9 protein-coding genes are annotated in these 14,184 nt (G+C 71.5%); 7 read left to right on the plus strand and 2 right to left on the minus strand.

What is annotated here, in order from left to right:
* Window positions 1-3: 3 nt before the first annotated feature.
* Window positions 4-705 carry an HAD family hydrolase gene (locus tag ACIGXO_RS28385; RefSeq protein WP_399792426.1) on the minus strand — a complete coding sequence of 234 codons (702 nt, stop codon included), beginning with the start codon at window positions 703-705 and terminating at the stop codon, window positions 4-6.
* Between the two features lie 230 nt (window positions 706-935).
* Complete coding sequence (metH, locus tag ACIGXO_RS28390; RefSeq protein WP_399792428.1) at window positions 936-4,448, minus strand: methionine synthase; 3,513 nt, start codon at window positions 4,446-4,448, stop codon at window positions 936-938.
* A 309-nt stretch (window positions 4,449-4,757) separates the two neighbouring features.
* Between metH and ACIGXO_RS28395 the strand changes: the two genes are divergently transcribed.
* The 7 genes from ACIGXO_RS28395 (at window position 4,758) to ACIGXO_RS28425 (ending at window position 14,141) form a co-directional block, all read left to right on the plus strand.
* A complete protein-coding gene (locus tag ACIGXO_RS28395) occupies window positions 4,758-5,522 on the plus strand; it encodes an IclR family transcriptional regulator (RefSeq protein WP_399792430.1) in 765 nt (254 codons plus the stop codon).
* 261 nt (window positions 5,523-5,783) lie between these two features.
* Entirely contained in the window at window positions 5,784-6,572 is a 789-nt protein-coding gene (locus ACIGXO_RS28400; RefSeq protein WP_399792432.1) for an MIP/aquaporin family protein, read from the plus strand.
* Between the two features lie 76 nt (window positions 6,573-6,648).
* Window positions 6,649-8,175, plus strand: coding sequence for a glycerol kinase GlpK (glpK, locus tag ACIGXO_RS28405; RefSeq protein WP_399792434.1), 1,527 nt, complete (start codon window positions 6,649-6,651; stop codon window positions 8,173-8,175).
* A gap of 3 nt (window positions 8,176-8,178) precedes the next feature.
* Window positions 8,179-9,792, plus strand: a complete 1,614-nt coding sequence (locus tag ACIGXO_RS28410; protein ID WP_399792436.1) for an FAD-dependent oxidoreductase — start codon at window positions 8,179-8,181, stop codon at window positions 9,790-9,792.
* A 162-nt stretch (window positions 9,793-9,954) separates the two neighbouring features.
* The gene (locus ACIGXO_RS28415) at window positions 9,955-10,626 is read left to right on the plus strand and encodes a FadR/GntR family transcriptional regulator (RefSeq protein ID WP_399792438.1); all 672 of its coding nucleotides are present in this window, start codon (window positions 9,955-9,957) and stop codon (window positions 10,624-10,626) included.
* Between the two features lie 355 nt (window positions 10,627-10,981).
* Window positions 10,982-12,031, plus strand: coding sequence for a PAC2 family protein (locus ACIGXO_RS28420; RefSeq protein ID WP_399792440.1), 1,050 nt, complete (start codon window positions 10,982-10,984; stop codon window positions 12,029-12,031).
* A 370-nt stretch (window positions 12,032-12,401) separates the two neighbouring features.
* Complete coding sequence (locus ACIGXO_RS28425; protein ID WP_399792442.1) at window positions 12,402-14,141, plus strand: S8 family peptidase; 1,740 nt, start codon at window positions 12,402-12,404, stop codon at window positions 14,139-14,141.
* Window positions 14,142-14,184 lie beyond the last annotated feature (43 nt).

Below are 14,184 nucleotides of genomic sequence, written 5' to 3' on the forward strand. Positions count from 1 at the left end.
CGGTCATCGTTTTTGCGTGATGAGGGCCCGCAGAAAAGGCAGATCGACCTCTTCCAGTGACGGCACGACGGTCCGCGTCGGCGTCGGCTCGATCGGCAGGATCGACGGCACGGCGACCACCCGGCAGCCGGCCGCCTCGGCCGCCGTCACGCCGGTCACGGTGTCCTCCACGACCGCGCAGCGCGCCGGGTCCACGCCGAGCCGGGCGGCGGCGGTCAGATACGGGTCCGGGTGCGGCTTCGTGCGCGCCAGGTCGTCGCCGGCGAGGGTGAGATGGAAGTTCTCCGCGCCCAGCGAATCGAGCATGCGCTCGATGATGTCGCGGTGCGAGGCGGAGACCAGCGCGGTCGGCACCTGATGGGCCGCCAGCTCGGCCAGCAGCCGGCGGGCGCCCGGCATCAGCGGCACGCCGCGCGCGATCCGGGCGGCGAAGCGGGCGTTGAGCAGTGTGGTCAGCTCGGCGAGCGCGATCGTGGCGCCGGTGGCCTGGATCAGGTACGAGGCGCTGCGGCTCATCGGCCCGCCGACGACGACTTGGCGGTGCGCCTCGTCCAGTACGTATCCCAGGTCGGCGAAGACCTCGGCCTCCGCCTCCCACCAGAAGTTCTCCGTGTCGACGAGGGTGCCGTCCAGATCGAGGAAGACGGCCTGGAGGGTGGAGCCTTCGGCCGTTCGGGTGCCGACGGCGGGGATGCTGCTGGTCATCCGTACACCTCCGTTGCAGGGGTCCCCGGAGGGACAAAAGGGCCGGCCGCCTTCCCCGAGGGGAAGACGACCGGCCGCTACCGGACCGATAAGTGTACGACTGTGCCGGTCCGTACGCTCTCGTCCGCGACCGGAGGCCCGGCTTCGGGCTCCGGCCGACTCCAGCGGACTACCGCGCGTTGCTGCATCCCCCGGGGGCAACCCCCGGACCCCCGGCCGGGTTCACCGCGCTACCGCGCGTTGAAGTACTTGGCCTCCGGGTGGTGGATGACGATGGCGTCCGTGGACTGCTCCGGGTGGAGCTGGAACTCCTCGGAGAGCTGGACGCCGATCCGCTCGGGCTGCAGCAGATCCGCGATCTTCGCGCGGTCCTCCAGGTCCGGGCAGGCGCCGTACCCGAGGGAGAAGCGCGCGCCGCGGTACTTCAGCGCGAACATGTCCTCGATGTCCGCCGGGTCCTCGCCCTGGAAGCCCAGCTCGGCGCGGACGCGGGCGTGCCAGTACTCGGCGAGGGCCTCGGCGAGCTGGACGGAGAGGCCGTGCAGCTCCAGGTAGTCACGGTAGGAGTCGGCCGCGAACAGCTTGGCCGTCTCCTCGCCGATCTTCGAGCCGACCGTGACGACCTGCAGCCCGACGACATCGGTCTCGCCGGACTCCTCCGGGCGGAAGAAGTCCGCGAGGCAGAGCCGGCGGCCGCGGCGCTGGCGCGGGAAGGTGAAGCGGGTGCGCTCCGTGCCGTCCTCGTTCAGCAGGATGAGGTCGTCGCCCTTGGAGTGGCAGGGGAAGTAGCCGTGCACGACGGCGGCTTCCAGGAGGTTCTCCCGCTGGAGCTTGTCCAGCCAGCCGCGCAGCCGCGGCCGGCCCTCGGTCTCCACCAGCTCCTCGTACGTCGGGCCGTTACCCGTACGGGCCTGCTTGAGGCCCCACTGGCCCTTGAAGAGGGCGCCCTCGTCCAGCCAGGAGGCGTAGTCGGCGAGCTGGATGCCCTTGACCACGCGGGTGCCCCAGAAGGGCGGGGTGGGGACCGGGTTGTCGGTGGCCACGTCCGAGCGGACCGAGCCCTCCGGCTCCTCGACCTCCAGGGCCGCGGTGTCCCGCTGGGGCACGCGGCGCTGCTTGAGCTCGGGCAGGGTGGCGCCCGGGACGCCGCGCTTGACCGCGATCAGGGCGTCCATCAGGCGCAGGCCCTCGAAGGCGTCGCGGGCGTAGCGGACCTCGCCCTCGTAGATCTCGTGCAGGTCCTGCTCGACGTAGGCGCGGGTCAGCGCCGCGCCGCCGAGGATGACGGGGAAATCGGCCGCCATCTTGCGCTGGTTCAGCTCTTCCAGGTTCTCCTTCATGATCACCGTGGACTTCACCAGCAGCCCGGACATGCCGATCACATCGGCCTTGTGCTCCTCGGCGGCCTCCAGGATCGCGGAGACCGGCTGCTTGATGCCGAGGTTGACGACGTTGTAGCCGTTGTTGGAGAGGATGATGTCGACGAGGTTCTTGCCGATGTCGTGGACGTCGCCACGGACGGTGGCCAGCACGATGGTGCCCTTGCCCTCGTCGCCCTCCACCTTCTCCATGTGCGGCTCCAGATAGGCCACCGCGGTCTTCATCACCTCGGCGGACTGCAGCACGAACGGCAGCTGCATCTGGCCCGAGCCGAACAGCTCGCCGACCACCTTCATGCCCGCCAGCAGGGTGTCGTTGACGATGTCCAGGGCCGGACGCTCGGCCAGCGCCGCGTCCAGGTCCTCCTCCAGGCCGTTCTTCTCGCCGTCGATGATCCGGCGCTGCAGCCGCTCCTCCAGCGGCAGCGCCGCCAGCTCCTCGGCCGCACCCGCCTTCAGCGACTTGGCGGTGGCGCCCTCGAAGAGCTCCATCAGCTTCTGCAGCGGGTCATAGCCCTCTTCGCGACGGTCGTAGATCAGGTCCAGGGCGACCTTGACCTGCTCCTCGTCCAGCCGCGCGATCGGCAGGATCTTCGACGCGTGCACGATCGCCGAGTCCAGGCCCGCCTTGACGCACTCGTCCAGGAAGACGGAGTTCAGCACGATGCGCGCGGCCGGGTTCAGGCCGAAGGAGATGTTGGACAGGCCCAGCGTGGTCTGCACCTCCGGGTGGCGCTTCTTCAGCTCCCGGATCGCCTCGATCGTGGCGATGCCGTCCTTGCGGGACTCCTCCTGACCGGTGCAGATGGTGAAGGTCAGGGTGTCGATGAGGATGTCGGACTCGCGGATGCCCCAGTTGCCGGTGAGGTCGGCGATGATCCGCTCGGCCACGGCCACCTTGTGCTCGGGCGTGCGGGCCTGGCCCTCCTCGTCGATGGTCAGCGCGATCAGCGCGGCGCCGTGCTCCTTCGCCAGCGCGGTGACCTTGGCGAAGCGGGACTCCGGGCCGTCGCCGTCCTCGTAGTTCACCGAGTTGATGACCGCGCGGCCACCCAGCTTCTCCAGGCCGGCCTCGATGACGGGCACCTCGGTGGAGTCCAGCACGATCGGCAGGGTCGAGGCGGTGGCGAACCGCCCGGCCAGCTCCTGCATGTCCGCCACGCCGTCCCGGCCCACGTAGTCCACGCACAGGTCGAGCATGTGCGCGCCCTCGCGGATCTGGTCCCGGGCCATCTCCACACAGTCGTCCCAGCGGCCCTCCAGCATCGCCTCGCGGAACTTCTTCGAGCCGTTGGCGTTGGTGCGCTCGCCGATGGCCAGGTACGAGGTGTCCTGGCGGAAGGGAACGGTCTGGTAGAGCGAGGCGGCGCCCGGCTCCGGGCGCGGCCGGCGCTCGGTCGGGGCCGCGCCGCGGACCCGCTCCACGACCTGGCGCAGGTGCTCGGGCGTCGTACCGCAGCAGCCGCCCACCAGGGACAGGCCGTACTCGCCGACGAAGGTCTCCTGCGCGTCGGCCAGCTCGCCCGGGGTGAGCGGGTAGTGCGCGCCGTCCTTGCCCAGCACCGGCAGGCCCGCGTTGGGCATGCAGGAGATCGGCACGCGGGAGTGGCGGGCGAGGTAGCGCAGGTGCTCGCTCATCTCGGCCGGGCCGGTGGCGCAGTTCAGGCCGATCATGTCGATGCCCAGCGGCTCCAGGGCCGTGAGCGCCGCGCCGATCTCGGAGCCCAGCAGCATGGTGCCGGTGGTCTCGACGGTCACGGAGCAGATGATCGGCAGGTTGGTGCCGGTGGCCTCCAGGGCGCGGCGGGCGCCGAGGATGGCGGCCTTGGTCTGCAGCAGGTCCTGGGTGGTCTCCACCAGGAGCGCGTCGGCGCCGCCGGCGATCATGCCCTCGGCGTTCTGCTGGTAGGCGTCGCGCAGGGTGCGGTACGGGGCGTGGCCGAGGGTGGGCAGCTTGGTGCCGGGGCCCATGGAGCCCAGCACCCAGCGCTGCTGTCCGGTCTTCTCCGTGAACTCGTCGGCGACCTCGCGGGCGATGCGGGCGCCGGACTCGGACAGCTCGTACACCCGCTCGGGGATGTCGTACTCACCGAGCGCCGCGTGGTTCGCGCCGAAGGTGTTGGTCTCGACGCAGTCGACGCCCACCTCGAAGTACTCCGCGTGCACGGAGCGGACGATGTCGGGGCGCGTGATGTTGAGGATCTCGTTGCAGCCCTCGAGCTGCTGGAAGTCGTCCAGGGTGGGGTCCTGGGCCTGGAGCATGGTGCCCATGGCTCCGTCGGCGACCACGACGCGCGAGGCCAGGGCCTCACGGAAGGCGTCGATGCGGGCTGCGGGTGTGGTCGTGGGCGTATGCGAGGCCATGGAGCTGCTCCCGAGGTTGCGACGGCTGTCGGCTTTGCGCCTTCCGGTACGAGGGCGCACCGGGCCAGGGTAGCTGGCGGGAACCGTTCGGCGACGGCTGTCCCACGGCGTGGGACGGCGCGGCACTCGTACGGCCTGATGAACGGCCCGGTGGGCGGTGTGCCGGACGGAGGTGCGGAGCCGTACGGGCGGGTGCGCGGGCCGTCCGCGGTGGCGTGATCATGGTGCGGTGCGCGGCCCGCTCTCTCCGGGTCGGCATCGACCGATATCGTTTGGCATTGTCGAACCGCTCTTCCCGGAGGTTGCTCCATGGCACGGACCATTCAGTCGCTGGAGCGCGCCGCGGCCATGCTGCGGCTGCTGGCCGGCGGCGAACGGCGCCTGGGGCTGTCCGACATCGCCTCGTCGCTGGACCTGGCGAAGGGCACGGCCCACGGGATTCTGCGCACCCTCCAGCAGGAGGGGTTCGTGGAGCAGGACGCGGCCTCGGGCCGGTACCAGCTGGGCGCGGAGCTGCTGCGGCTGGGCAACAGCTACCTGGACGTGCACGAGCTGCGGGCGCGCGCCCTCGTATGGACCGACGACCTGGCGCGTTCCACCGGCGAGAGCGCCTATCTGGGCGTGCTGCACCAGCAGGGCGTACTGATCGTCCACCACGTCTTCCGGCCCGACGACAGCCGGCAGGTGCTGGAGGTGGGGGCCATGCAGCCGCTGCACAGCACGGCGCTGGGCAAGGTGCTCTCGGCGTACGACCCGGTGGCGCACAGCGAGGCGGTGGAGAGCCCGCGCGAGGCGTTCACCGCGCTCACCCTCACGGACCTGGAGGACTTCGAGGGCGTGCTGGATCTCACCCGCGCCCGGGGCTGGGCCGCGGACGTGGAGGAGACCTGGGAGGGCGTGGCATCGGTGGCCGCGCCCATCCACGACCGGCGGCGGATGCCGGTGGGCGCGGTGGGCATCACCGGCGCCGTGGAGCGGGTGCGGCGGGACGGTGAGCTGCGCCCGGACATCATCGCCGCGGTGCGGGACTGCGCACGCGCCGTGTCCAGGGATCTCGGCGCCCAGCGCTTCTGAAGGATCTTGACGCCAGCGCTTCTAACCGTTTTGTCCGCTCTTTCCGCTTAGGTTTTCCCTCACAGAACCCTTGACGGGCTACTGGGCGTAAACAAAACTGCCGTTCGTCGGTCGGCATTGTCGAACGTCATACGACGATTGTCGTATGGTGGGCACTGCCGGATCGCCGACAACGCCCTCACCGAGGGCTCGCACCACCGGAGGGACCCGGGGTACGGCGCATCTCGGTGTCCATCTGGACGAAGGACAAAGGAGTCGCGGGTGTCCAGCTCCGACATCTTCATCAGCGAGACCATCGGTACCGCTGTGCTGATCCTGCTGGGCGGTGGCGTGTGCGCCGCCGTCACTTTCAAGCGCTCGAAGGCGTACGCGGCCGGCTGGGTGGCCATCGCCTTCGGGTGGGGGTTCGCCGTCCTCACCGGCGCGTACATCGCCGCCAAGTCCGGCGCGCACCTGAACCCCGCCGTCACGGTCGGCCTGGCCATCCAGGGCGGCATCGAGTGGAGTCAGGTACCGGTCTACTTCGCCGGCGAGCTGCTCGGCGCAATGATCGGCGCGGTCTGTGTGTGGCTCGTCTACTACGGCCAATTCCACGCCCACCTCACGGACCCCGAGGTCATCACTCCCCCGAAGGGTGAGGAGGGTCTCGTCGACCAGGCCCAGGCCCCCAAGGCGGGGCCGGTGCTCGGCATCTTCTCCACGGGCCCGGAGATCCGGAACGCGTGGCAGAACCTCGTCACCGAGATCATCGCCACCGTCGTGCTCGTGCTGTCGATCCTGACCCTGGGGCTCAGCGACGACGGCAAGGGCGTCGGCCCGATCGGCAGCCTGCTGGTCGCCTTCGTGGTCGTCGGCATCGGCCTCTCGCTCGGCGGCCCGACCGGTTACGCCATCAACCCGGTCCGCGACCTCGGCCCGCGCATCGTGCACGCGCTGCTGCCGCTGCCCAACAAGGGCGGCTCGGACTGGGGCTACGCCTGGATCCCGGTCGCCGGGCCGCTGATCGGCGGCGCGCTCGCGGGCGGCATCTACCAGCTCGCGTTCGCCTGAGGCGCCACAGCCGAAGCCGCAGCCGTACGAGACGCAAGAGCCGCCCTCCCCCACCGCACCTCCTGGAGCACACACCATGAGCGACACCCACACCACCGGCCCGTTCATCGCGGCCATCGACCAGGGCACGACCTCCAGCCGCTGCATCGTCTTCGACCGCGACGGCCGCATCGTCTCGGTCGACCAGAAGGAACACGAGCAGATCTTCCCCAAGCCCGGCTGGGTCGAACACGACGCCACCGAGATCTGGACCAACGTCCAGCAGGTCGTGGCCGGTGCCATCGAGAAGGCCGGCATCACCTCCGCCGACGTCAAGGCCATCGGCATCACCAACCAGCGCGAGACCACGCTGCTCTGGGACAAGAACACCGGCGAGCCGGTCCACAACGCCATCGTCTGGCAGGACACCCGCACCGACGCGCTCTGCAAGGAGCTGGGCCGCAACGTCGGGCAGGACCGCTTCCGCCGCGAGACCGGCCTCCCCCTCGCCTCCTACTTCGCCGGGCCGAAGATCCGCTGGCTGCTGGACAACGTCGAGGGCCTGCGCGAGCGCGCCGAGGCCGGCGACATCCTCTTCGGCACCATGGACTCCTGGGTCATCTGGAACCTCACCGGCGGCGTCAACGGGGGCAAGCACGTCACCGACGTCACCAACGCCTCCCGCACGATGCTGATGAACCTGCGCACCCTCCAGTGGGAGCCCAAGATCCTCAGCTCCATGGGCATCCCCGCCGAGCTCCTGCCGGAGATCAGGTCCTCCGCCGAGGTGTACGGCGAGACCGCGTCCGGCGTGCTCGCCGGAGTGCCGGTCGCCTCCGCGCTCGGCGACCAGCAGGCGGCCCTCTTCGGCCAGACCTGCTTCGCCAGCGGCGAGGCCAAGTCCACGTACGGCACCGGCACCTTCATGCTGATGAACACCGGCGGCGAGCCGGTCAACTCCTACAACGGCCTGCTGACCACCGTCGGCTACCGCATCGGCAACGAGACCCCGGTCTACGCCCTGGAAGGCTCCATCGCCGTCACCGGCTCGCTGGTGCAGTGGATGCGCGACCAGATGGGCCTGATCAACTCCGCCGCCGAGATCGAGACCCTGGCCTCCACGGTCGAGGACAACGGCGGCGCCTACTTCGTACCGGCCTTCTCCGGCCTGTTCGCCCCCTACTGGCGCTCGGACGCGCGCGGTGTCATCGCGGGCCTGACCCGCTACGTCACCAAGGCGCACATCGCGCGCGCCGTGCTCGAGGCCACCGCCTGGCAGACCCGCGAGATCACCGACGCCATGACCAAGGACTCCGGCGTCGAGCTGACCGCACTGAAGGTCGACGGCGGCATGACCTCCAACAACCTGCTGATGCAGACGATCTCGGACTTCCTGGACGCGCCCGTGGTGCGCCCGATGGTCGCCGAGACCACCTGCCTCGGCGCTGCCTACGCGGCCGGCCTGGCCGTGGGCTTCTGGTCCGGCACCGACGAGCTGCGCGCCAACTGGCGGCGGGCCGCCGAATGGACCCCCCGCATGGACGCGGCCACCCGTGACCGCGAGTACAAGAGCTGGCTCAAGGCCGTCGAGCGGACCATGGGCTGGATCGAGGACGAGGAGTAAGACATGAGCACCCTGCAGAGCGTCCCGGCACTCGGGACGCACCCGGCCGACGGTTCGCTCCCGAGCCGCGCCGAGACCCGGGAGCGGCTCGACAAGGCGACGTACGACCTCCTGGTGATCGGCGGCGGCATCCTGGGCATCTCCACCGCCTGGCACGCCGCGCAGTCGGGGCTGCGGGTTGCGCTGGTGGACGCCGGCGACTTCGCCGGCGCCACCTCCTCCGCCTCCTCCAAGCTGCTCCACGGCGGCCTGCGCTACCTGCAGACCGGCGCGGTGAAGCTGGTGGCGGAGAACCACTTCGAGCGCCGCGCCGTCTCCCGCCAGGTCGCCCCGCACCTGTCGAACCCGCTGACCTTCTACCTGCCGGTCTACAAGGGCGGCCCGCACGGCGCGGCCAAGCTCGGCGCGGGCGTCTTCGCCTACTCCGCGCTCTCCGCGTTCGGCGACGGCGTCGGCCATGTCATCAGCCCGGCCAAGGCCCAGCGCGACGTGCCCGAGCTGCGCACGGAGAACCTCAAGGCCGTGGCCGTCTACGGCGACGACCAGATGAACGACGCGCGGATGGCGCTGATGACGGTCCGCGCGGCCGCCGCGGCGGGCGCGACCGTACTGAACCACGCCGAGGTCACCGGGCTGCGCTTCACGCAGGGCCGGGTCACCGGCGCGGACCTCAAGGACCGCACCGACGGCACCGAGTTCGGCGTCAACGCCCGCCTGGTGCTGAACGCCACCGGCCCCTGGGTCGACCACCTGCGGAAGATGGAGGACCCGAACGCGGCCCCCTCCATCCGCCTCTCCAAGGGCGCGCACCTGGTCCTCAAGCGCACCTCCCCCTGGAAGGCCGCGCTCGCGACCCCGATCGACAAGTACCGCATCACCTTCGCGCTCCCGTGGGAGGACCAGCTGCTGCTGGGCACCACCGACGAGGAGTACGAGGGCGACCCGGCGGACGTCTCGGTCACCGAGAAGGACATCAAGCAGATCCTGGACGAGGCCGCGTTCTCCGTGCGGGACCAGCAGCTGGACCGCGACCTGATCACGTACTCCTTCGCGGGCCTGCGGGTGCTGCCGGGCGGCCCCGGCGACACCTCCAAGGCCAAGCGCGAGACGGTCGTGACCGAGGGCAGCGGCGGCATGCTGTCGGTGGCCGGAGGCAAGTGGACGACGTTCCGGCACATCGGACGTACGGTCATGAACAAGCTCGCCGCGCTGCCCGGACACCCGCTCGGCGAGGACCTGGAGCCCATCTCGCAGCTGCCGAAGAAGCTGCCGCTGCCGGGCATCGCCAACCCGCAGGCGGTCGCGCACCGGCTGCTGGTCGACGGCGGTACGCCGGGCCCGCGGATGTCCGCCGACACCGCCCGTCACCTGGCCACCCACTACGGCTCGCTGTCCTTCGACATCGCCCGGCTGGCGAACGAGGACCCGGCGCTGGCCGAGCGCATCCACCCCGAGGCGCCCGAGATCTGGGCGCAGGTCGTGTACGCACGGGACCACGAGTGGGCGGAGACCGCCGACGACGTGCTGCGCCGCCGTACGACGCTGACGATCCGGGGCCTGGCCACGGACGACGTCCGCGCGAAGGTCGAGGACGTACTGGCGGCACGCAAGAGCTGAGCCCGGCAGCCGGCGCACTCCGCCGGCCGGTACAGGGGCGGGATTCCGGGGTACCGGAGTCCCGCCCCTCGGCGTCCGCACGCCATAATGGCCGCACTCCAGACATCCGATGTCTGTGGGCGGTTTTCAGGCGTTCAGGCGTTCCGAGCGGGGAGGTCGGCCATGGCGGTCACGGACGAGGCCATCGAGAAGATCAAGGGCATGATCGTCTCGGGCGCGCTGCGCCCCGGCGACCGGCTGCCCAAGGAGAGCGAGCTCGCCGCCGAGCTGGGTCTGTCCCGCAACTCCCTGCGCGAGGCGGTCCGCGCGCTGGCGCTGATCCGCATCCTGGACGTGCGCCAGGGCGACGGCACGTACGTCACGAGCCTGGACCCGCAGCTGCTGCTGGAGGCGGTGAGCTTCGTCGTGGACTTCCACCGCGACGACACCGTCCTGGAGTTCCTGGCCGTCCGCCGCATCCTGGAGCCGGCCGCCACCGCGCTGGCCACGTCCCGGATCGCGCCCGCCGAGCTGGACGCGCTGGACGCGCAGCTGGACGCGCTCGGCACGGCGCCCTCGGTGGAGGAGCTGGTCGCGTGCGACCTGGAGTTCCACCGCGCCATCGTGGCGGCCTCCGGCAACTCCGTGCTCTGCTCGCTGCTGGACGGCCTCTCCGGGCCGACCACGCGGGCCCGCATCTGGCGCGGGCTGACCCAGAAGGACGCGGTGGCCCGCACCCTGACCGAGCACCGCGCGATCCTCGGGGCGCTGCGGGCCCGGGACGCGGAGGCCGCGCGCGCCTGGGCGACGGTCCACATCGCCAGCGTGGAGCAGTGGCTGCGGGCGTCACTGTGACGGCAGCAGTCCGGTGGGGCCGGCGGGCCGCGGCGGGGGCGGTCCGTAAGCCGCGGAAACCGGACGTCGTGCCGGGCGGCCGGGCCGCGCCGCCGAGGCCGCCGCGCGGCCGGTCCGGGCGGTGGCACGGAGGGACATCCGATCTGTATCCCGGTCCGATGTATGGACCCCGCCACCTCGTCATCCCCCAGGTCGCGCCCGGCAGTTGACAGGGACAGATCGGATGAATGAGCACTCGTTAGTGCAGAGGGGCTGCGTTCGGGTACCACGGACGCCGTAGGCTGGGAGCGCACGGAACGGGAACTGCAACCGGCGGCCGCCGACGAGGGGCCGACCGGCCGGAAGGAGGCGCTGGGTGATCGAGCTGGAGGGGGTGCCCGAGCTGATCGATCCGGTCATGGTGGCCGCGTTCGAAGGCTGGAACGACGCCGGCGACGCCGCCTCCGCCGCGGTCGCGCACCTGGACCGGGAGTGGAAGGGCGAGGTCTTCGCCGCGCTGGACGCCGAGGACTACTACGACTTCCAGGTGAACCGGCCCACCGTCTTCCTGGAGGACGGCGTCCGCAAGATCACCTGGCCCACGACCCGGCTGTCCGTCGTCCGGGTCGGCGGCGAGAAGCCCCGCGACCTGGTGCTGGTCCGCGGCATCGAGCCCAGCATGCGCTGGCGGTCCTTCTGCAACGAGATCTTGGGCTTCGCGCACGAGCTGGGCGTGGAGATGCTGGTGGTACTGGGCGCACTGCTCGGCGACACCCCGCACACCCGCCCCGTCCCGGTCAGCGGCGTCACCTCCGACGCGGACCTGGCGCGCACGCTGGACCTGGAGGAGAGCAAGTACGAGGGCCCCACGGGCATCGTCGGCATCCTGCAGGAGGCGTGCACGCACGCCGGGGTGCCCGCGGTGAGCCTGTGGGCGGCCGTGCCGCACTACGTCTCGCAGCCGCCCAACCCCAAGGCGACGCTGGCCCTGCTCAACCGCCTGGAGGACCTGCTGGACGTGCGCATCCCGCTCGGCGAGCTGAGCGAGGACGCGCGGGCCTGGCAGCTGGGCGTGGACCAGCTGGCGGCCGAGGACAGCGAGGTCGCCGAGTACGTCCAGTCGCTGGAGGAGGCGCGGGACACCGCCGAGCTGCCGGAGGCGTCGGGCGAGGCGATCGCCCGCGAATTCGAGCGCTATCTGCGGCGGCGGGACCCGCAGGCCGGGCCGGGCCTGGCGACCGACGGCGGCGAGGGCTCCTACCTGCGCGACTCCCCCAGCGGCCGGACCCGCCCGCCCAAGCCGCCGAAGGCGGAGGGCGGCGGCCAGGGGCCGGCCCGCGGCACGGAGGACGGCCCCGGGAAGCGGGAGAACGAGCAGGGGGACGAGCAGGGCGACTCCCCGGGCGGCGATTCCTCGGAGGACTGACCGAAACGGAGCGGGGCGGTGCTGCGGCACCGCCCCGCTTCGTCGTTCCCGCCCCGCGCCGGGTGGCGTGCGGGCACTTCCGCCCCACCACCGCGCGTACGCATCCGTAGTGTTTGACCTGCTTGACAGCACGTCATCGCTTTCCGGTCGATTTGCCCACGGTTCCCATTCGACCGGATTCCAAACGTAGGGGGGTCTGCGGGGGTGGACGGGGGCGAGCGGAGGTAGCAGGGTGACGCACCGAAGCCCCGGCGACACCGCGCCGCAACAACCGGTACACATTCGCCGTTGCGCGGCGCGGGCCGTGCCGGGCGCAGGGCACGGAGCGGCAAGGGCACGGCGCAGCACCCCGAAGGGAGCGGTCCCAGCGATGACCGATCAGGCACCCCCCGGTTCGGGCCCCGGCATGGCGGGCCCCGGACCCGACGGAGCGGGATTCACCTACCAAGGAGCCGAACCGGAGCTGATCGTCGTCGCGCGGGCCGAGCCCGGACTCCGCGCCGGCGCGGGCGGCGTACGGTCGGCCACCGGAGCGGACATCTCCGCGCTGGAGATGTTCCTCAGCGACCAGCAGCTCTCTCTGGAGCCGCTGTTCGGCAGCGAGGAGCGGATACGGGCGGCCATGCCGCAGGAGCCGTCGGCGGGCACCGCCGCGCTCCCCGACCTCTCGCTCTTCTACCGGGTACGGGGCGGTGACACCCGGGCAGTGGAGCTGACCGCCCGGCTCTCCGCCCTCCCGGAGATCGAGACGGCGTACCTCAAGCCCGGTGCCGTGCCCGCCACTTCGGCGCGCGGCCCGGAGGAGCAGGGGCGGAAGGAGGGCGCGCCCGCGACGCCCGACTTCACCGGCCGCCAGGGTCACCTGGGCGCCGCGCCCGAGGGCGTGAACGCCGTATGGGCGTGGCAGCGGCGGGGCGGTGACGGCGAGGGCGTGACCATCGTCGACGTCGAGGGCGCCTGGCAGTTGGGCCACGAGGACCTGGCGGAGCGGCTGGCCGGCATCGTGGTCGGCACCCCGATCCAGGACCTGGCCTGGCGCAACCACGGCACGGCCGTCCTCGGTGTCATCGGGGGCGACCGCAACGACCGGGGCGTGGTGGGCGTCGCGCCCGGCGCGGTGACCGCCGCGGCCTCCATCCAGGGCATCGGTTCGGCGGCGGCGATCCACGCGGCGGCCGAACGGCTCTCGCCCGGCGACATCCTGCTGATCGAACTCCACCGGCCGGGGCCCCGGTTCGACTACGAGCACCGGGACGACCAGCGCGGCTACATCGCGCTGGAGTGGTGGCCGGACGACTTCGCGGCGATCCGCTGGGCGACCGCGAAGGGCGTCGTCGTGGTGGAGGCGGCCGGCAACGGCGCGGAGAGCCTGGACGACGCGCTGTACGAGCGCCGTCCCGACCGCTTCCCGCAGTGGTGGCGCAACCCCTTCAACCCCTCCAACCAGGTGTCCGGCGCGATCCTGGTCGGCGCGGGCGCCCCGCCGCCCGGCACCCACGGCCGTGACCACGGCCCGGACCGGTCGCGGCTGGGATTCTCCAACTACGGCATGCGGCTGGACGCCCAGGGCTGGGGCCGCGAGGTCACCACGACCGGCGGCTTCTGGGACCGGCCCGGCGACCTGCAAGGCGGTACCGAGGAGATCGCCTGGTACACCGACAGCTTCTCGGGAACCTCATCGGCCTCCCCCATTGTGGTCGGCGCGCTGGCGTCGCTGCAGGGCATGCTCAAGGCAGCGGGCGCTGAACCGATGAATCCCGAGCAGGCGCGTGAGGTGCTGCGGACCACCGGGTCCCCGCAGCAGGACGCGCCGGGCCGGCCGGCCTCCCAGCGGATCGGCAACCGGCCCGACATCAGGGCGGCAGTGACGCACCTGGTGCCCTCCTCGGTCGGCTCCGGCCAGGCCGAGCGGTACTGGGACGAACTGATGCCCTACCCCCGAGAACTCCCCCCGCGGCTCCGGCTCTTCGTGGCCGGTGCGTGGCGCAACCTGAACCGGCCGGCGCCCGAGGTGCGCCAGGCGGTGCACTCCGCCTTCGCGGGGGGACGGCCCGACGTACGTGTGTGGTACTCCGACGACGAGGTCGTGGGTCTGGTCATCACAGGCTGACGAGCTGGTCGTCACCGGCTGAAGCACACCAACAAGTCAGGGA

Source organism: Streptomyces sp. NPDC053542 (assembly GCF_044544685.1).
GTDB lineage: Bacteria > Actinomycetota > Actinomycetes > Streptomycetales > Streptomycetaceae > Streptomyces.

Coding starts and splice junctions, on each gene's coding strand:
- ACIGXO_RS28385 (WP_399792426.1), bottom strand. CDS start 705: ATGACCAGCAGCATCCCCGCCGTCGGCACCCGAACGGCCGAAGGCTCC.
- metH (WP_399792428.1), bottom strand. CDS start 4,448: ATGGCCTCGCATACGCCCACGACCACACCCGCAGCCCGCATCGACGCC.
- ACIGXO_RS28395 (WP_399792430.1), top strand. CDS start 4,758: ATGGCACGGACCATTCAGTCGCTGGAGCGCGCCGCGGCCATGCTGCGG.
- glpK (WP_399792434.1), top strand. CDS start 6,649: ATGAGCGACACCCACACCACCGGCCCGTTCATCGCGGCCATCGACCAG.
- ACIGXO_RS28410 (WP_399792436.1), top strand. CDS start 8,179: ATGAGCACCCTGCAGAGCGTCCCGGCACTCGGGACGCACCCGGCCGAC.
- ACIGXO_RS28415 (WP_399792438.1), top strand. CDS start 9,955: ATGGCGGTCACGGACGAGGCCATCGAGAAGATCAAGGGCATGATCGTC.
- ACIGXO_RS28425 (WP_399792442.1), top strand. CDS start 12,402: ATGACCGATCAGGCACCCCCCGGTTCGGGCCCCGGCATGGCGGGCCCC.